General features: G+C 37.5%; 20 protein-coding genes and 1 pseudogene. 12 read left to right on the top strand and 9 right to left on the bottom strand.

The annotated features are described in order from the left end of the window. The 12 genes and pseudogenes from BM018_RS07905 to BM018_RS06950 form a co-directional block, all read left to right on the top strand. On the top strand, nucleotides 1–421 hold a 421-nt coding region (locus BM018_RS07905; RefSeq protein WP_159428235.1), incomplete at its 5' end, for a hypothetical protein. A gap of 11 nt (nucleotides 422–432) precedes the next feature. Next, nucleotides 433–573: a hypothetical protein gene (locus tag BM018_RS07900; RefSeq protein ID WP_159428234.1), complete on the top strand. Its 141-nt coding sequence runs from the start codon at nucleotides 433–435 to the stop codon at nucleotides 571–573. A 16-nt stretch (nucleotides 574–589) separates the two neighbouring features. After that, entirely contained in the window at nucleotides 590–859 is a 270-nt protein-coding gene (locus tag BM018_RS06990) for a hypothetical protein (protein WP_092320014.1), read from the top strand. Between the two features lie 61 nt (nucleotides 860–920). Beyond that, nucleotides 921–1,127, top strand: coding sequence for a hypothetical protein (locus tag BM018_RS06985; protein WP_092320012.1), 207 nt, complete (start codon nucleotides 921–923; stop codon nucleotides 1,125–1,127). Between the two features lie 121 nt (nucleotides 1,128–1,248). Next, nucleotides 1,249–1,503 (top strand): annotated as a pseudogene (locus BM018_RS08350) (D-Ala-D-Ala carboxypeptidase family metallohydrolase); the annotation flags it as partial. 25 nt (nucleotides 1,504–1,528) lie between these two features. After that, entirely contained in the window at nucleotides 1,529–2,005 is a 477-nt protein-coding gene (locus tag BM018_RS06975) for a hypothetical protein (protein WP_092320009.1), read from the top strand. 128 nt (nucleotides 2,006–2,133) lie between these two features. Then, nucleotides 2,134–2,703 (top strand): DNA adenine methylase, encoded by a 570-nt coding sequence (locus BM018_RS06970; protein ID WP_159428233.1) that lies wholly within the window; start codon nucleotides 2,134–2,136, stop codon nucleotides 2,701–2,703. Continuing rightward, complete coding sequence (locus BM018_RS08345) at nucleotides 2,606–2,959, top strand: DNA adenine methylase (RefSeq protein ID WP_159428232.1); 354 nt, start codon at nucleotides 2,606–2,608, stop codon at nucleotides 2,957–2,959. Before BM018_RS06970 ends, BM018_RS08345 begins: the two co-directional genes overlap by 98 nt. Before the next feature lie 148 nt (nucleotides 2,960–3,107). Then, nucleotides 3,108–4,469 carry a DUF6056 family protein gene (locus BM018_RS06965; RefSeq protein WP_092320005.1) on the top strand — a complete coding sequence of 454 codons (1,362 nt, stop codon included), beginning with the start codon at nucleotides 3,108–3,110 and terminating at the stop codon, nucleotides 4,467–4,469. Between the two features lie 96 nt (nucleotides 4,470–4,565). Further along, nucleotides 4,566–5,567, top strand: coding sequence for a PIN domain-containing protein (locus BM018_RS06960; protein ID WP_092320003.1), 1,002 nt, complete (start codon nucleotides 4,566–4,568; stop codon nucleotides 5,565–5,567). A 476-nt stretch (nucleotides 5,568–6,043) separates the two neighbouring features. Continuing rightward, on the top strand, nucleotides 6,044–6,946 hold the full coding sequence (locus tag BM018_RS06955) for a 1-phosphofructokinase family hexose kinase (protein ID WP_092320001.1): 903 nt from the start codon (nucleotides 6,044–6,046) through the stop codon (nucleotides 6,944–6,946). A 9-nt stretch (nucleotides 6,947–6,955) separates the two neighbouring features. Further along, on the top strand, nucleotides 6,956–8,806 hold the full coding sequence (locus BM018_RS06950; protein ID WP_092319999.1) for a PTS fructose transporter subunit IIABC: 1,851 nt from the start codon (nucleotides 6,956–6,958) through the stop codon (nucleotides 8,804–8,806). Here the strand turns inward: BM018_RS06950 and BM018_RS06945 are convergent. The 9 genes from BM018_RS06945 to BM018_RS06905 form a co-directional block, all read right to left on the bottom strand. Beyond that, nucleotides 8,803–9,405: a hypothetical protein gene (locus BM018_RS06945; protein WP_092319997.1), complete on the bottom strand. Its 603-nt coding sequence runs from the start codon at nucleotides 9,403–9,405 to the stop codon at nucleotides 8,803–8,805. The genes BM018_RS06950 and BM018_RS06945 overlap by 4 nt on opposite strands. A 392-nt stretch (nucleotides 9,406–9,797) precedes the next feature. After that, complete coding sequence (locus tag BM018_RS06940) at nucleotides 9,798–11,102, bottom strand: ankyrin repeat domain-containing protein (RefSeq protein ID WP_092319995.1); 1,305 nt, start codon at nucleotides 11,100–11,102, stop codon at nucleotides 9,798–9,800. 66 nt (nucleotides 11,103–11,168) lie between these two features. Then, nucleotides 11,169–12,890 (bottom strand): hypothetical protein, encoded by a 1,722-nt coding sequence (locus tag BM018_RS06935; protein WP_143280465.1) that lies wholly within the window; start codon nucleotides 12,888–12,890, stop codon nucleotides 11,169–11,171. 107 nt (nucleotides 12,891–12,997) lie between these two features. Beyond that, on the bottom strand, nucleotides 12,998–14,443 hold the full coding sequence (locus BM018_RS06930) for a hypothetical protein (RefSeq protein WP_092319991.1): 1,446 nt from the start codon (nucleotides 14,441–14,443) through the stop codon (nucleotides 12,998–13,000). A gap of 825 nt (nucleotides 14,444–15,268) precedes the next feature. Continuing rightward, entirely contained in the window at nucleotides 15,269–15,526 is a 258-nt protein-coding gene (locus BM018_RS06925; protein ID WP_092319989.1) for a hypothetical protein, read from the bottom strand. Nucleotides 15,527–16,210: 684 nt separating this feature from the next. Beyond that, nucleotides 16,211–16,669 (bottom strand): D-Ala-D-Ala carboxypeptidase family metallohydrolase, encoded by a 459-nt coding sequence (locus BM018_RS06915; RefSeq protein ID WP_092319987.1) that lies wholly within the window; start codon nucleotides 16,667–16,669, stop codon nucleotides 16,211–16,213. Between the two features lie 353 nt (nucleotides 16,670–17,022). Further along, entirely contained in the window at nucleotides 17,023–17,445 is a 423-nt protein-coding gene (locus BM018_RS06910) for a hypothetical protein (RefSeq protein ID WP_092319985.1), read from the bottom strand. Nucleotides 17,446–17,545: 100 nt separating this feature from the next. Next, the gene (locus tag BM018_RS07890) at nucleotides 17,546–17,695 is read right to left on the bottom strand and encodes a hypothetical protein (RefSeq protein WP_159428231.1); all 150 of its coding nucleotides are present in this window, start codon (nucleotides 17,693–17,695) and stop codon (nucleotides 17,546–17,548) included. A 54-nt stretch (nucleotides 17,696–17,749) separates the two neighbouring features. Beyond that, nucleotides 17,750–17,956 carry a hypothetical protein gene (locus BM018_RS06905; protein ID WP_143280464.1) on the bottom strand — a complete coding sequence of 69 codons (207 nt, stop codon included), beginning with the start codon at nucleotides 17,954–17,956 and terminating at the stop codon, nucleotides 17,750–17,752. Nucleotides 17,957–18,049 lie beyond the last annotated feature (93 nt).

The following is an 18,049-nucleotide window of genomic DNA, read 5'->3' as shown; positions in this document are numbered from 1 at the left end:
TTCCTTCCCCGAAGCCGACAACTTCGACAGCATTGATATCATACACAAAGTCTCCAACAAAAACAGAGAGTTTACAGTATTTTTGGATATCGAAGTTTCCTCAGAGAAAGAACTTCAAGACCTCCATAATTTCAAAGGCTCCATAGACCTTCTTCCCGAAGAATACCGCGCTGACCTATCTCAAGAGCCGGCATTCAGAACTTTTACGGTGCCTATTATTGAACATATTTCAAATGGTTCCAGAACGACGGAAAAATCTTTACAGACCCTCATCGACGAGAAAAAAACAGAACTCCAAGACATTCGGAAACAAATCCTTGACGCTCAGGCAGACGAGGAGCATGCGCTCCTTCCCGAACTCCGCAGCAAAAGAGATAATCTTAAAAACGAAATACAAAACTTGGAGGAAAATATTGAATAGGGAAGTACAGAATGCTGTTACGGGTGCGTTGGCGTTCGGCTTGTGGGAGTTTCTGGCATACCGCACGCCCGAACACAGTATCCCAATCTCGGTCGGATGCCTGTTGTCGCTCGTCGGGTTTGCCGGCAGGGATGCCATTATTGAAATTTTGAAAAATTGGAGTGGACAATGAACGAAGATCTCGACAAAAGGTATGTTTTGAGACAGGAACATGAGGAATTGAAAGCGTTTGCCATCAAGACGCACAGGAAAGTACGCGGCATGGCCGACGACCTGAAAGAAGTAGAGAAAAAAATGGAAGACGACCTTTACGACGATTCCTTGGAGCTTGATATTTCCAAGGGCAGATTAAAGCTCGGGCGCGGCGATATCGGCAGCCTGATCGTTATCGGACTGCTCGCAACCGTCATCCTCGGTGTCTGGGGCCTCGTGAAATGAAGCCTTGGACGGTTCACGAACTGCAAATCCTGCTCCGCGGCAAGCCTTTGGATGCGTTTGTATGCCTGCAGGAACCCGGCAGCCGCCTCATCAGCCCGCTGAACGCCGACAATCTCCTATCCTTGAGGAGTATGAAAATACCGTCAGCTGCAATTTTTGGAGCGCCGGCGACGTCAAAACGTTAATCGAGCGCTGGGAGGAAAAGGAGCTGCGCAACGAAACGGTTAGGCGTGAAACCAAACAAAAACGAAGAGAAGGAAGGGGATAATGAAATATTTCACCATCAAAGAACTTACAAGGTCCGCCACAGCCGAGAAATACGGCCTGGAAAACCTCGCCACCAACGAAGTCGTGGAAAACCTGTCAAACTAACCTGAGCTTACCGCAGCAAAGAAGTTAATGCTAAGGTCGGCGGGCACCCTAATTCCCATCATATCTACGGCTGCTCGGCGGATATTGTTTGTCTTGCTGCAGAACAAAAGAAAATGATGGCTATTCTTATGAAAAATCCGCATGTGGATTTATGCCAAAACTATCCGGATCGCAATTTTATCCACGTCAACATCGCCAGGCCGGGAGAGAAACCCCGCCGACTGGCGATGACACAATGGAAAAATAAAAAAGCAATACCTTATAAAGGATAACAATATCAATATCTGGAGGGATATAATGAAAAAAATATTATTGATTTTAGCTCTGCTCTCAGCTCCAATTCTTGTTCAAGCGCAATACGAGGCAGGACGCCGAAGTGCCGTGGAGCGCACGGATGTGCGGGAACGGTACACCCCCGGCCTCGGCATTAATGTCGGCACGATGGGCAAGGACCTTGCCGTCGGCGTAACGGTGCATAATTTCATTCAAGAGAAATATCTGTTTAATGTTTACGGCAGCTGGGATTACAGATTTTTCGGCTATCAAAGTTGTGGAAACACACGGGCAGCGTCGGGGTGGGTTTTGGGGCAATTAAAAGCCTCGTCAACCTCAAAAAACCCATTTATTGGGATAAGGCAAAGAAAAAGTATTTCAAAAGCCTCGGCGTGGGCGGAACGGCTGATATCGAGCAGAAATTTTCCCGAGACGCCTACATCGGCGGCAGATACGGGGCCACCCTCTGGGGCCAGCTCAACAGAAATATGCTGGGCTTAAGCCTCGGCATCGACCACACAAGAATTATAGGATTGGGAATGTACGGAAAAGTCCATTATTCCTTCCTCTTCGGGAAGTAAAACATGGCTCCCTTAATTTTAGGGAGCTTATATTATAAGGAAGAAACTATGACAACAAACAAACCCCTCAACGCGCCCTTCGGCTGGATGGGCGGCAAATCCAAACTCCGGCCAACCCTCGCAGCCCTGATCCCCGAGCAGGATATTCCTATGAAAAACAGAAAAATCCAACACTGTGTCGAAGTCTTCGGCGGGGTTGCCTGGCTCTTATTATACAAAGACAAGTGGTTTCAGAACGAAGTCTACAATGATATTAACGACGGCCTCGTCAACTTATTTTCCGTCATCCGTTTCCATCCCGACGAGCTTTTGAAAGAAATTGAACTTGTCGTCAACTCCCAAAAACTTTTCAATTATTACAAAGATACGCTCCACCTCACCGACATCCAGAAGGCTGCCGGAACCCTCATTAAATACGGCTGGAGTTTCTCGGCTCAGGGAACGTCTTATGCATTCGAAGTCCTCAACAGCGCGCAAACCCTCATATCCAAAATCTCCGACCTCCGTGAGAGATTCCGAAATGTTGCCATCTCCAACGAGTCCTTCGAAAAATGCATCCAAACTCTGGGACAAGGAAAATACCTTCCTCTACCTCGACCCGCCATACTTCGGCGCTGAAAACGTCTATCCCGGTATCAACTTCGGAGTCGAGTGGCATGTTCTGCTCTCCGAACTCCTCAAAAATTCCAAAGCGACTTGGATGCTTTCCTACGGCGACCACTCCGTTATCCGCGAGCTTTACAAGGACTTCCACATCACCGAGGCAACCGTCAAATACTCCGGCCTCGCCAACTCCAAAAAACAGCCCGATGCTCCCGAGCTTGTCATCACCAATTACCCCCCCCCCCCTCCCCTCCACGAAATATTAAACTAATCCTATACCCTCCCTCGATAACATACAAGGGAGGGTTGTTTTATTCTATTTTTGAAAAAATAAGTAAAAGCTTAACAAAAAAATCGGCTTATGTTATAATAAAACAATAGGAAAAAGGGGTTGTTCTGCTTAGGCAGGGAGGTATTCTATGAGAATTAATACAGTTAAATGGTATATATTATTTTTGCTGATATATGGTATTATGCTGGCTTCAAACCTTTTATTTCCAATTACTTATGACGATGATTTTGCTTATTCTGTAATGGGCAATCCTTTTCTTTTACAATGGAATGAGTATCTGGCATGGCACGGGCGGCTGGTTTCGCACACTTTGCTGCGCATCATTCTGCAATTGCCTGCCCCTATAGAAGAACTGGTATTTAGCGGCGTAATTTTATGGGTTATTATTACATGCTATCGGGCTGTTAATCCTAAATTTATTCGCAATTCCGGTAAGCATGATTTCCAATTGTTTATTTTACTTTTTTGTTTGCTGTTTGTATTTATTCCTGTGTCAAGCACTGCTTATGTGATGGTGACGTTTTTTATGAGCAATCTATTTGCGATCGGATTAATTTGTTGGTTTTTGACTCCATATTCCCTTTTAATGAGTACCCCCCCCTCTATGGTACCTTCAAGAATGTTTTGGTTGAGCGCGTTGTTAGCAGGCGCCTCTCATGAGCAAGCAGTTGCTTTACTTCCTCTACTGTTGATTCTTTATATCATATTAAAATATAAAAAAATAATGGTACCGCGTTGGTTTTGGACGGGGTTTATTTTTTTCTTCTTGGGTATGCTGGTTATTTTGTTGTCTCCGGGTTCCCCAACCCGCATCGAAAAAGGATACGGCAATGCTCAGCAATGGCAATTTCTCGGTCAAACGCTAAATTGGGTTGAACTGGGCCCGATCCGTTATGCCTACAGTTTGTTTCATCATTTGTTTTTGGCTCATGGCGCTTATATTCCCAACACTTTGCCGTATTTTATTATCATAGGGATTTTGATGTATTTTGTACTGAAAAAAGTTTCACCATGGAACGGCAGATTGTTTCAAATTTTTGTTTTTATAGCGGCATCTCTGGGCATGACAGTTATTATGATGTTTTCTCCGCTTTATTATGAGGCAAATTTACTGTTTGGAATGGTATTTTTATTTATTGCTCTTGTAATGTTGGTTAAGTTGTTTTGGGAACTTTATCCGGATAGTAAAATGATTCCTCTTGCAATAAAATTAGTCATTTTAACGGCATTTATTATTTTCGGCATCCAATGTTTTGCTTGGAATCACTATCGGAAAGAATATAATTATGTTGTGGAATTAATCAACGAGGCAAAAGTCGCCCAAAACCCTGAAGTAAAAGTTCCCGCTTTTACACAGTTTGCTATTAAAACCCCGTTGGGTAATATTTATCCTGTTTATTTGCAGCGTACGCCTATTTTCTATACCAGAATGGCAGAATATTATCAAAGCCCTCCTATTATTCCGCCGGATTTTGTGACCAACAGATAAAACAGGCCTCCCTCGATACTTGCGAGGGAGGGAACTTATTTTTAACCCCCTTTACCCTACAATATTAATACTACAACACTAAAAGGGGCACATATTATGTCAAAACAATTTATTTTTATCGATACATGTATGTTTCGAGAATGGAACATCAAAAATATAGAGAAAAATCTCAAACAAATACAAAACGAATTCCGTATCATTATCCCGTCAGAGCAGCTGCACGAGCTCCAGAAACATCTCCTCTCGAAATACATTGCTTACGAAGACAAAAATATCGAAGAGGGCATAGACAGATTTTTAGCCGACAATCCCGAGCACAAAGATAAACCCGCCATCGATAAAAAAATAGAAAAACTCAAAACCGCCTACAACGAACTCAACCAAAAAATAGAAGAAATAAAAAGGGAAGAATGCTCTAATATTATTGACTTTCTGAAACAGCAGCTCATCATTTCTCCAAGCATAGAAGACTACCTTGGGGCGAAAAACCGCGTCCATTCCGAAATGGCGCCTTATACCAAGAAAGAACAAAGCAACCACAAGCATTACGATTCCCTACACTGGGAAATACTCCTCAATTCCAAGGAAATTCCGGAAGGCTCGACCCTTTATATTTATACCAAAGACAAAGGATTCTTCCACAACAATACCCACAGCCAAGGACTGCACCCTCTCCTGATCCAAGAATGGGCTATCCTCAAGAAAGGAGAATTGAAATTATATATGCACAATGAGCAGGACAAAAAATTTTGCCCGCAGGAGGCGCAAGAAGACCTTCCCAAAATGCAACAAGAAGCATACCCGTCCTTTTATGTCGACAGGATATTAGAAGCCGGGAATCCGATAATTCGGCATGCTCTTAACGATGTTATGGATTCAACGCGAAGAGACAGGGAATTGGACAGGATAGAAGACCTTATGCATCAAATCAGCCGGGGAATTATCCAGGAATTTCGGGAATTTGAAATGGAACATCTATTTGAAGAATTATTCTACTCACTCAAAAGAGCTCAAGGTTCAACTCAGTACCCCGACAGGTTGAGCAGAATGGAAAAGAAGGCCTATCATCTGCTTCAAAATTATCAAAACATGCGGTGAAGAACACTTGTCTCATAAAAACAATCCCTCCCCGGAGCATGGGGAGGGATATTTCTTTCCGGCAGCAGGTGCGTAAGCCTGCTACCTGGAAAAGGGATTTTCTTTAAAATGCCAAATCAAACTTAAAATAAGTGCCAAATCAAACTTCGCATGACAATTTCCGTTAATTCTAAGTAAGAAGAATCTGAACACTAAACTTACAGGTTAATTTCAAGTATATTCGTCTTTCCAAATTATCACTATTTTAATCCTTTCTTTTTTATTTAATAAATAATAGAAACAGAAATTTAAATATTTTATGCTTTCTTTAGATATCAAATTTTAAAAAAAATAGTTCTTACAACAAAAAATTAAGTATAGTGGATTTTTGCCGATAGTAATATCGGTGTTCTTTTGAGAAATGTCTAATTGTTTGTCATATATTTTGACAAAACTTTGTATTTCTTAATAATATTAAAGTTGTATATGAGGTAAAAATGGTTTTAACAGTGACATTAAATCCTGCTGTTGATTATCATATGAAAATAGATAGTTTTTCTGAAGGTAAAAGTTTATCGGCAAAAGGAGTCAGTTTTCAAGCAGGAGGGAAAGGTATCAATGTCTCCCGTGTTTTGAATAATCTTGGTATTGCTAATACTGCATTAGCAGTGTTGGGAGGATTTACGGGTGATTATATCAAATCACAAATACCGGAATTAAAAGCCATTTCTATTAAAGAAAGGACACGCATTAATACTAAGCTGAGAACAGCTATTTCTGAAACAGAGATCCATGGGGTGGCTCCAGAGCTGACTTTACAAGAAATCGAACAAGTTAAATATGAAATAGCTCATTTAACAAAGGATGATACTTTAATTTTATCTGGTTCTCTACCGAAAGGCGTATCTGATGCTATTTATAAGGAGTTAGCTTTATTGGTACCGGATACTCGTATTATTGCTGATACAAGAGGTGTAGCTTTGAAGGAGATTATTACTGTTAAGAATCTTTTTCTGATCAAGCCAAATAAAGACGAGTTAAGTGAACTATTTGGCTGTGAGATCTGTTCTAATGAAGAAGCTCTAAAGTTGGCTCAAAATTTAAAGAATGATACTAACATCACATATATTATTGTTTCCTTAGGAAAGGATGGAGCCTATTTGCTGACAGATACTGAGGTATTCTATGCTCCTGCGTTAGAGGGTGAGCTAGTAAGCAGTGTTGGTGCTGGTGATTCATTAGTAGCGGGTTTTATTGCACGGTATTTAAAATCTGATGATCCTAAACTTTCTTTTGCTTATGGTGTTGCTTGTGCTGCAGGTACTGTTTTTTCTCATGGGTTGTGTACCTTGGAAACAGCGGAACGTTTAGTAAAAAATGTTAAAATATCACAAATATAGGAAGTTTTTATGAAATTTTTGAATAATTTGCTTGTTTTGGATAATATAGTTGTACCTATGAAAAACAATAACAAAAGTCAAATTCTTAATGAATTGGCAGAACGTTTTGTTCAATCGGGAAATGCTCATGATAAGCAAGAATTATATAATCATCTACAAGAAAGGGAGCACAAAGACCCTACAATTGTAGAGGAAAATATTGCTGTTCCTCATGCAAAATGTGTTTGTATAGATAAGGCAGGATTGGTGGTAGGTATTACTAAAGAGCCTGTTGTTTGGAATGAAGAAACTCAAGAAACTGTGCGTTTGATTTTTATGATAGGTGTTCCAGAAAATGAAAATAATCTTCATATAGAAATACTTCAAACGTTAGGAACGATCTTAAATGATGAATATCTTGTCAAGAAACTGCTAAATGCATCGGATTCTCAGGCAGTATGGGATGTTTTCAAGAATTTACCGGATTTGTCTGAGTCTGATACAGATGGTTGGAAATCCTTTGATATTGTAGCGGTAACGGCTTGTCCGACAGGTATTGCTCATACTTATATGGCTGCAGATGCACTCAAAAAAAGTGCTCAAAAACAAAATTTAACCATAAAAGTTGAAACAAATGGTGCCGATGGTCCAAAAAATATTCTTTCTGATCAAGAAATTAAAAATGCAAAAGTAGTTATTGTTGCATCTGATCGAGACTTGGATTTGTCTCGGTTTAACAATAAAATGATGTACTCAACCAGTGCTGGTAATGCCGTGCGTAAAGCTGATGAAGTCATAGAACAAGCATTGACTCATGGAAAGCTTTATACTGCTAAGGACAATACACCACTTGGAGAAACTAAAAAAGGAGTTTATGGGCAGTTGATGACAGGTGTATCTTATATGCTGCCTTTTGTTGTTGGAGGAGGTATTCTCATTGCTCTGAGTTTTTTATTTGGAATAAATGCTTCAGACCCTAATTCTCCCGATTTTAATCCTATAGCTCAATTTTTTCACATACTGGGTGCTCAAGGAGCGTTTGCTTTAATGGTGCCAGTCATGGCAGGATATATTGGTTTTGGAATCGCCGAACGTCCAGCTTTGATGCCTGCTATGGTAGGTGGGTATTTGGCGGTAAATAGTGGCGGCGGCTTTTTAGGAGGATTGTTAGCAGGCTTTATCGGAGGATATTCGATTGTTCTTCTTAAAAAAGTTTTTTCTTTACTTCCTAAACAGTTAGATGGTTTAAAACCCGTTTTATTTTATCCAGTTTTTAGTCTTCTGCTAACAGGAATTGTCTTGCTTCCTATTTTGAGTTATGTGTCTGCTATTAATAGTGGAGTAAATAATTTTCTTAATTCTATGAGCAGTGGTAACTTAGTTTTATTAGGGGCTTTGCTTGCTGGCATGATGGCAGTAGATATGGGTGGTCCTGTGAATAAAGCTGCATTCACATTTGGAATAGCTGCAATACAAGCTGGAAATAATTTACCTCATGCAGCTGTTATGGCAGGAGGAATGGTGCCACCATTGGGTATTGCTTTAGCGACGACGTTTTTTCGAAAAAAGTTTACTCCTGCAGAGCGAGAATCTGGATTAACATGTTATATAATGGGTGCATGTTTTATCACGGAGTCGGCAATTCCATTTGCTGTTAGTGATCCAATACGGATTATTCCGGCTTGTATCATAGGTTCTGCGGTGGCAGGTGCATTATCAATGTTTTTTGGTTGCGAGTTGCCTGCACCACATGGAGGTATTTTTGTATTTCCTTTAGTTAAGCATGTGTTTATGTATATAATTTCTATTTTAGTTGGCTGTATCATAACAGGAGGTATTATTGGAATGATGAAAAATAAAATAAAAGAACCCGTTATTTAACGGGTTCTTTGTCCTTTTTGAGATAGTGTTGTATTTAGCCTGATAAGATCAAAAGCATTTTTTGTGTCTTGAAGCATACGTTTACGTTTTTGAAGATAATTATTAATATTAATTTCACCTTCATATATAGCACGAATATCATCAATATCAATATCCCGAATGTAATTTTTATTAGTAATAGTTTTATTGAAAATATAAGGTATCAGTTTAATATGATCTCTATTGACCATATCAAATTTATATATTTTTATTTCATATTTTGTGTTGACAATATCAAAAGTAAATAAAAATTGATTATTATAAATTTTATAAGCTGAAGTCTTTTCAAGTTTTTTGTTAAAACCTTGTAATGATAACGTATCCATTACTCCGACTTCTTCATAAAACATAGGAAAATTGGTTGCTTCTCTAATTTGTACATAATTTGTATTATTTTTTTTCCAGATACCATATAAGCTGACTTCAAGCGGATTTTTGTAGAGTTCCACAGCTTCATAAATAATAGCTTTAGGATCATTCCTATAATATTTTGATCGTGTTAGATCACCAGCTAGATTATAAACAGGCAATAATAATAAAAAGATCAATAAAATTTGCATCTATTACTCCTTCCTCATAACAACTTTATTTTTATTATATAAGAATCTTCTGAGAAAGTCAAGTATTCTCGCTAATTTACTAAAAAATAGATTAATAGCATATCTCTAACCAGCATGAAATGTTGTAATTGGGCTGTTATTTTATGCGAAGGATATATCGACTTTTTTGAAAGAAAAAGAATAAACAATATACTAAATTTAAAAATATTCTATGTCTGAATTTAATGAAAATATAAAGAACAATTCAAAAACTTTTATTTGTTAAATTTGACTACTCTTAATTTTTGGATAGCTTTAAGTATGAAATGTAATTGATAGTAGTGTACTATTTATTGATTTTTAGGAATTTATTTATTTTATAAGAATCTCCTCCAAACGGAGGAGATTAAAATTTATTTATTAGTTGAATTAGGATCTGCAACCAAATATTGTATGATTTCAGCATTACCTCGTTCTCCGGCCCACATTAGTGCATTCTTACCAGAATTGTCTTTAATATCTGTTAAGGCACCTTTCCCAACGAGATATTTAACCATAGTAACTCTGCCCCAGATAACCGCACGCATTAGAGCTGTTTGACCGTAACGGTTTTGAGAATCCAAATAAGCACCTTTATCAATAAGTGACTTTGTAATATCAACAAGCCCATCACTAGCTGCAAACATTAATGCTGTCCATCCAGTTGCATCTTGGGCGTCAATATCAACATTTTTCGTCAGCAGATAATCAACAACAGCCTTGTTACGTGAATTGACTGCATACATTAATGCTGTACGTCCTTGATTATCTTTATTGTTAACATTTGCACCTCTGTTTACAAGATATTCTAATAATCCTAATTCCCCGTTTTGGGCAGCTATGATAACGCCTGTCGAATTGTTTTCGTCTCTAACATTTACGTCAGCCCCGGCGTTCACTAACTCTTGTACAATGTTCATCGCATTGTTATTAATAGCATAGAGTAGGGGTGTCTTATTGAATTTATCTGTGGAGTTAACATCTGATTTTTGTTCAATCAAAATCCGTACAATAGGAGCTTGATTCGAAATAACAGCATGCATTAATGCATTTTGACCTTTATTGTCTTGGGCATTGATGATTGCTCCGTTTACCAGCAATTCCTGAGTAATTGCTGGTTCTCCTGCTTGCACTGCATACATCAAAACAGTGCGCCGATCTATGTCCGAAGCATTAACATCTGCTTTCTGACTGATTAAAAAACGAAGGACTGCTAATTGTTTGTTTCCTGCAGCAAGCATCAGTGCTGATTGTCCCTTTTTGTTGCGCAAATTGATATCAGCTCCGTTATCGAGCAGAAATTGAATAGCATTTGAATATCCTTTTTCTGCTGCAACCATTAATGGCGTTGTACCATTGCTATCTGACTCCTCTACTGTTTTTCCTGCAGTAATGAGATTTTTTATTTCAATGATATAATTTGCTTCTTCGGGTGACATTTTTACTTGTACCGATTGAGAATTTGCCAGATTCTGTGGAGAAGTCAGTTCTGAATAAGGTGTAGTTGCCCCATTGCTATCATCTGTGTAGGAATCTTGTATATCAGAGGTTCCTCCGTCATCTACAGCAAAGTCATCGGCTGTACTATCATCATAAAAATCTGCTTCATATTCATATTGTGCAAAATTTGGCATAGAAAATCCAAATATCAGAAGCACTATGAGTATATTTTTTTTCATGGATTGTCCTCCATTTAAATTAATATTTTATTTTCTATTATATAATTTAGTATATCGGTTTTTTTTTTAAAAATAATAGATATTTTTCATTTTATTTAAATATATTAAATCTCCAATACGTACCCGAGGATTTTTTATTTTAGCACTAATTCTAACACTTTGAGATAGCTCAGATATTGAGTTGTCCAGCCATTCTAACTCTAATTTATTCAAAACATTTGCTCTAAAAATATCGATTTTGTCTCCTTTTTTTACCAAAACTCCCGGAAATAATGTGATTATTGCAGTATTATCAATAATATCCAATATGTAACCGTCAGGAGCTTTCATATATACAATGTGTATTTGATTTGTCGTACGATATAATTTTGAAATATTGTCAGTTTTTTGTTGATTAAAAAGCGGGATAGAACCATTTTTTGCTGTTTCCATCTGTATAGCTTGTGCAAAATTATTTAAAATCTCATTTTGTTCTTTTATTCCAGGATAGTTCTGTAGAATATATTGATATTGCTGTATTGCCTCAGGATATTGATGCCGTTCCAAAGTCTGATTCGCTTTTTTTATTAATGGTTTGGCTTGCTGCGAATCAAAATTCTGACGGTATTTTTTATAAGAATCGTAAAATGTGAAAACATCAGGTGCATTTTTTTGCAGTATTCTGATTTTTGAAGGAATAGCAATATTTTCAGGATCTTTTTCAACAGATTCTGAAAATTCGTTAATAAAAATTCTAAATTTCTCTGTTTCTGCGTCAGCAGTGATTGAATCAGCACGTTGCAACTCATTAAATTCCTGATTTAATAAGGCAAGTTGCTGAATAAGGTTTGTTTGAATTTCTGATGTATTAATATAATTTCTAATCAGCGAAACTAAAAATAAATCAGTATTTCGTTTTTCAATAGGTACGAAAATTGTATTTTCTTTATTATATAAATTTTCTATTGCTTGTAATTTTTTTTCTGCTTCTTTTGTGTTTTGTATTTGCAGAGCTTTGCCTATTTCTGAAAAAAGAAAAGATATTTTTTGGTCAAATTCAGAAGACAATTTTTCTTCTAATAATATATTCGGTTTTTGTGTTTCTGTTTTTTTTAACTTTTCTTGAACAGATAATGTTTTCTTTCTTGATTCCTCAGCATTTTGAGAGGCTCTTTGTAACTGAATTTGCAATAATTCTTGTTCTTTAGCAAGCTGTTCTTGCTTTTTTTTATAAGCTTCTTGCTGAGCTAATTCTTGTGCACGCTTTTCGTTTTCTATTTTTTCTTCTAAAATGTGAAGTTCGAGTTCATATCTACGACGTATTTCTGCTTTTTCACTTTCTGTTTTTCCCTGGAGTTCTTTTTTAATTTGAGCTTGTAAATCAACTCTTTGCTTTTCGAATTCTTGCGTTGCTTTCTGATTAATCTCTGATAAAGTCTTAGCTAATTCTTGTTCCGCTCTGTTCAATGCAATTCGTAATTCTTGAACCTCTTCTTCTTTCTTTAGAAGTTCGGCATTTCTTCTTTTTTCAGCTTGTTGAATGAGTATGAGTTCTAAGCTTTGGATAGCATCTTGCCCCACAATCAATTTAAGGCTTTGTTGTTGAAAAATTGTGTATACAATAAAAATTCCCAGCCCTGCAGCTGATATAATTATAATATTGAGCAGAATAATAAACTTATAATTAGAACGTGTCTTTTGTTGTTGTGGGGGTGTGCGTTTTGTTGATAAATCTTGGTCAATCTGTCGAAATATTTCTTGTTTGTCCAGTTCTTTTGGAGAAACGGAATGAGTAAACATATTTGGCATACCTTATAATAAAATATCTTTAATTATAAAGTTAAAAAAATGATATGCCAAATTTTGGACTTAAAAAACAGCAAATTTACTAAAATTTGCTGTTTTTTAAAATTGATCTATATGGTACCTCGATCGCGTCCTTCTAAAAATTGAATATTTCCGAGATGATTTACGAATACAACATGTGGATATAAATTATCTATAAAAAACGTATTTATCGTAGAGTTTGGATGTGTTTTGTATTGAACACGATCTATTCCCGAGCTACTTTGATTGTATTCTGGACGGGTTGATTCGATCCATATATCACGTGTAAACCCGGCAACGTCAATTGTATTTTCTGTATTGATTCTCGTATACAAAACACGACCATATTTATCGATATCGAATGAATATCTTTCATTATATCCGTCCACGGGTGGTGCAATATGCTTAATTCTATTATCGTCAATGCGACTTAACTGGAAAAATTTTGACGTACTGTATATTGTTCCAATAAATGTACCTTCTCTGGTTAGGCCGTTAGCGTCTGTATATATTTTGGATCGAATAGAAGGCCTTTCTGTTGCTCTGAGATTGTCAATTAGGAGCCATTTTTTACCTTGGACTCCGTTAGTAAGATATCCTGCTATAGTTGTGACTTTATCAATTGTACTCCACCATATTCCGTAAGCCATTGTAGCTCCCTGTGCTACTTCAAAAATTTCTGGAGTATTGCCCCATATATTGTTATAGTCAGTCTGCCAAACCGAATTTCGTACATATCCTATATAGGAAAGATTATCTTCAATCATAGCTCCATATAATCGGTCGCCATCATTCCAAAAGCTCAGCTGTTTGACAGAGTGAGGGCTTCGTCCTTCATGCAGGTTTAAACCGTTGGGGCTATGGATAAAGCGGATATTTCCTTCTTTTCGATCCGTACCGAAAATAGCCAAGCGATTTCTATTAGAAATCGCCGCAATGTAAGGTATACTATGTCCTGGAATTGATACAACTTTAATTTCGCTTAAAGGCATCGGTACTTTTGTGACAAATTGTAGTTCCCATGGATTACCAGCTCGGTTATTTCTATTAAACTTAAGTAGGCGTACCCATACTCCATTATCGGGATTCAATTTTTGCTGTTCCGTTATTGAATTTGTGGAGACAGATTTTAGAAGTTTAGTAGAGCTGCCTGTTCTGTTTGTAAATATTTTGGTAATTTCAATATCCACTTCATAGTTCAGTGTTTCTATTTTTCTTTTCAGTTTATTGGTATATTCGGTACCATTATCTGATAATTCAATTGTTTCGCTGATGTTATCCGTTGAAGAGTATGCAAGATAAAGCATTCCATCTTTATCCGAAAATGTAGTAAATTCCTGTACCTTTTCTAAAGAAGGATTGATAGTTGATGAGGTGATTGCAGTATTGACATATTCGCCGTCCATTTTGTAGAAATTTACTGGGTAATCAATCCAATAGTTAACGTATAATATATCTCTAGGTACAAATTGACTGGTAACAGAGCATGATACCAATCCTAGAAACACTCCTAAAGAACCTGTTAGTTTGCGCATAAAACCTCCAAAATAATTTGAGATCACGTTATATTTAGAGTATTCTTTAAAACTGGGAGTTAGAGGAGCTCCGAATAAATTTTAAATACTCAAAATACATTTCGGACAATAAAATTCAAAAGTAAAGTACATACCAAATATTTTATAAAAATATTATATATTAATTTATATTATTTTGCAATAACTTTCCTAGATAGTCGTATTAAATTTAATAAGATTATTTTTCAAAAAGCTAATATTATTGTGTGTTGGAATTGTTCACTAATTAATATTTATATAATCAGGTTAATTCTCACGATATGTGATGCATAGTAAAAGAGATAGATATTGTCAGGGTAAAGAGGATAAATAATTGTTCTCCCTTAGCATCATTCAGCTGCAGCCTATGTTTTTAAGATTTAAAATAAAAAAAGCCTGCAGGAATGTATATTTGCTGAAACTAAAAATTTGAAAGAATAATAAGAATCCCAAAAAAGAATTTCATTAGTTTAGAGAAATATTATTTGTCAGAACTGTAAAAATTAGCGAAACATGTAATAAAATAGCTATATTATTATCTGATAGTATGTTAAATAGAAAAATTGCAAGTGGTTAAGGGAAGTTTAGTTTGAGATCCAATATTTTCATTGTGCTATCACAGTTTTCAACAATATCTTTTGAGCGTATTAATAAGGGAAATGACTCCTTTTTGGTGAAAATATTGATACTTTTGATAACATTATAAAATATCAATTGATAATTCTTATATAGAAGATCATATCACATTGTTTTATAAATTTCAAGTATTTGTTTATCCTATATTAAAATAACTTGTATGGATAAATGTTATAAAATACTCATTATTCCGAAGAAATTTGAATAGAAATAGAAAGTAACATATTTGGGCAAGTCATTATCGTGAAACATGGCAGCATAATAACTGACTTTAAGAAGAACCCAATCCGGTTCTGCATTCGGATCTAATTTATTTATTGGGGATATGAGGTTGTCTCTGCTGCTTCGTAACATTATATGTATAATAACATCATTCCAGCCTGTTATGAGGATTCCCATAACGAGAAAAAATAATACTTCATTTTTCATTGCTAACCTCTTTAATTTTAATGTTTTCTTTTACTTGTTTATATAATTCTTGCATCCTTTCCATTCAGAGCATATATAAACAGAAATTGACTTTTTACTAAAAGTACTACTCATTCTTCTTCTTTCTTATGTCCAAACTTCACATTCTTCTGAAAAACCATTCGGGAACAGCCGGAATCCAAGGCACGCTGCCCAACCGTGACTCAACATAAAGATAAGGATTCGTATTTGCACTGTTTTCATCCGGCCTTTGTACCTTGATAATAACATGATCGCTCCATTTTGTAAGTCACATACTGTGGCTTGCGTTCAAATGCTTTGATAAATTTCATAATATTTCCTAAAGTTTTGTTATATTATAAGGTATTATTTTCGCGTTCTTTTAGAATGTTTTTATTGTTACCCTTTATGGGGTATTGCTTTCTTATTTATCGCAATCTTTGTCACATAAATGTCTCACCAACTTACAGAGGTATGTATGGAAATCTGAACATACAAAATCTAGTGTTATCAAGATGTATATTATTTTATTCTTTATCTTACGTTTCATAATCTTATCCCTATATAAGGTAGCTTTCTTATTCTTGTACTGAGTGAGAGCAAGGTTACAGGGGGTTTGCCCGGCCCTGGCAGTGTTGACGTGGATGGAGTTTCTGTCTGGGTAATTTTGGCAAAGATCTACATTCAGATTTTTCTAAGAATTTGCATCATTTGGTCTTGATCCTTCTTGAGGCAGATATTATCTGCCGTGCAGCCGTAGGTATGATGCGAATCTGGGCAACTGCTAATCTTGGTGTTGATTTCCTTGCTGCGGTAACAGGTCAAAATTATAGGTTTTTCTAACTGCTCCCTCAGCGGATCGAGAACAAGCTCCGTTAATTTTATTAAATTATCCACCATTTCATTGGTGGCAAGGTTTTCTATACCGTATTTCTCTGTGGTTTCCTCAAATGTATAGGGAAATTGGAGGGCTTCGTTCTGTTCCACGTAGTACCACCCTTGATTGACAATGCCGGCAGCATTCTGCATGGCATCTCCGGTCTTTGCGGCTTCTGCCGAGCGCTCGGCTCCATACTCCTGTAGTACTTTTTGATAGGGCTTCATATCCTGGCTGAGGGCTTGTTCGAGCTGTTCTTTTTCCAAATCCGGCTCCTTTTCGTTTTTCGGGGTGTTAAAAAAAATGTTGTTAGTGCGTCAACACCCTGTCAACGCTCTGTAAAATTTTTATTTTCTATTCATTATGCGGTCATGGGGAAAAACACCCTTAAAACATGTTAAAAACTCTTATTTTTCCAAAAAGGTATTTTGCCCAATTTCGCACCTGGTTTTGGTTCCGGGAGAAAGTGTAAAGGCTCCGTTTTCGAAGTCCGAGCCAAAACTTTCACGGCTCCCGCTAGAGCATCCGGGACGTCGTCATGCACGTTGACCGACGGAAAGTATAAGAGCTGGTCAATTAGGATCTTTCCTGCAGACGACTTCCGGAATTCTGGATCTAATCAGATCCTGTCTGTCTCAAAGAGAACAGGCAGCTGAGCGATTCGGTGTTCTTTGCGCATGTTGGAGATTGTTGTAAGCGGCAGCTTGACGCCGTGTTCCCGGGCATATTTTTCCAGGTCGCGCACAAAGTACGCCATTGCTCCGACACACTCTACCTTGACCGTTAAAATGTTTGCCGAATGTTTTTTGTACAAGGAAAGCGTGTCATCAAAAAATCTTATATCTCTTCCCTGCACCATGAAAGCATCCACGATAACAAAGCCTTTAGCCGTTGCCGTGGCAAGAACCGCTGTTTTGTAGTCGTTTTTCTTAATGCCGTCCACACTGGGGTCGATAAACACTGCCATAGGAGCGTTTGACGGATAGCTTCCGTCCTTGATCATCTCAAGGGTAAAGAGCGCTGTATCGTCGTCCGTGGGCATGTTTTGTAACTCCGCATTAAAGCTGTACTCCCTAAAGTGTTTCGTATTTCTTTATAAGTATTCTGATGGAAACCGTCCCTCCCACAGCGAGATTTCGTTTCTAGTGACTGAAAAAGTGCCGAAAGTCTTTATTTTTCTTACGGTGTTCTTCGCGTCCTGAAATCCCGCAGCCGGTAGCCTTCGACTCCATAGCTTCCAGCACGGAGCTCATCGACTTGCGGAACTCGTTTTTGGTTGTCCGTTTTGCCATGGCTACCTCGCGACGCTCTGCATGAACGACGTCACCGCTTCTTTGAAGATGTCTTTAACGTCCTTGTGGTGTTTGCTGACGTATGAGCCGAACTTTTCCATCACCCGCACCGTCTCGCCGTAAGTGTCCGTACCGTCTTCGTATTTCTTCCGGATCGTCATGAGAGCATCGAGTTCGCTGTAGAGATCCTCTGTAGGTGCATTCTCCCTGCCTGCGTCGTCGATCCCTCTCATCACGACCCGGATCTATTCCTCGATCCATGACGTCACTGATGCATAGGCTCCGTCTTGATATTTCCACTCGATGCCTAATGCTTTGCTTTTTGTGCGACAAACCGATACCGCCGCTTCCGAG

The organism is Brevinema andersonii (genome assembly GCF_900112165.1).
GTDB classification, from domain to species: domain Bacteria; phylum Spirochaetota; class Brevinematia; order Brevinematales; family Brevinemataceae; genus Brevinema; species Brevinema andersonii.
Note: the sequence above shows the minus strand (reverse complement) of the source record. Positions and strands in the feature narration are given on the sequence as shown.

Bases quoted from the DNA above. Each gene is read 5' to 3' on its own strand.
- BM018_RS06965 (WP_092320005.1), top strand. From the start codon at position 3,108: ATGAGAATTAATACAGTTAAATGGTATATATTATTTTTGCTGATATAT.
- BM018_RS06925 (WP_092319989.1), bottom strand. From the start codon at position 15,526: ATGAAAAATGAAGTATTATTTTTTCTCGTTATGGGAATCCTCATAACA.
- BM018_RS06905 (WP_143280464.1), bottom strand. From the start codon at position 17,956: ATGGATCGAGGAATAGATCCGGGTCGTGATGAGAGGGATCGACGACGC.
- BM018_RS06975 (WP_092320009.1), top strand. From the start codon at position 1,529: ATGAAAAAAATATTATTGATTTTAGCTCTGCTCTCAGCTCCAATTCTT.
- BM018_RS06985 (WP_092320012.1), top strand. From the start codon at position 921: ATGCCTGCAGGAACCCGGCAGCCGCCTCATCAGCCCGCTGAACGCCGA.
- BM018_RS06950 (WP_092319999.1), top strand. From the start codon at position 6,956: ATGAAATTTTTGAATAATTTGCTTGTTTTGGATAATATAGTTGTACCT.
- BM018_RS06960 (WP_092320003.1), top strand. From the start codon at position 4,566: ATGTCAAAACAATTTATTTTTATCGATACATGTATGTTTCGAGAATGG.
- BM018_RS06970 (WP_159428233.1), top strand. From the start codon at position 2,134: ATGACAACAAACAAACCCCTCAACGCGCCCTTCGGCTGGATGGGCGGC.
- BM018_RS06990 (WP_092320014.1), top strand. From the start codon at position 590: ATGAACGAAGATCTCGACAAAAGGTATGTTTTGAGACAGGAACATGAG.
- BM018_RS06910 (WP_092319985.1), bottom strand. From the start codon at position 17,445: ATGCCCACGGACGACGATACAGCGCTCTTTACCCTTGAGATGATCAAG.
- BM018_RS07890 (WP_159428231.1), bottom strand. From the start codon at position 17,695: ATGGCAAAACGGACAACCAAAAACGAGTTCCGCAAGTCGATGAGCTCC.
- BM018_RS06945 (WP_092319997.1), bottom strand. From the start codon at position 9,405: ATGCAAATTTTATTGATCTTTTTATTATTATTGCCTGTTTATAATCTA.
- BM018_RS08345 (WP_159428232.1), top strand. From the start codon at position 2,606: ATGTTGCCATCTCCAACGAGTCCTTCGAAAAATGCATCCAAACTCTGG.
- BM018_RS06930 (WP_092319991.1), bottom strand. From the start codon at position 14,443: ATGCGCAAACTAACAGGTTCTTTAGGAGTGTTTCTAGGATTGGTATCA.
- BM018_RS06935 (WP_143280465.1), bottom strand. From the start codon at position 12,890: ATGCCAAATATGTTTACTCATTCCGTTTCTCCAAAAGAACTGGACAAA.
- BM018_RS06940 (WP_092319995.1), bottom strand. From the start codon at position 11,102: ATGAAAAAAAATATACTCATAGTGCTTCTGATATTTGGATTTTCTATG.
- BM018_RS07900 (WP_159428234.1), top strand. From the start codon at position 433: ATGCTGTTACGGGTGCGTTGGCGTTCGGCTTGTGGGAGTTTCTGGCAT.
- BM018_RS06955 (WP_092320001.1), top strand. From the start codon at position 6,044: ATGGTTTTAACAGTGACATTAAATCCTGCTGTTGATTATCATATGAAA.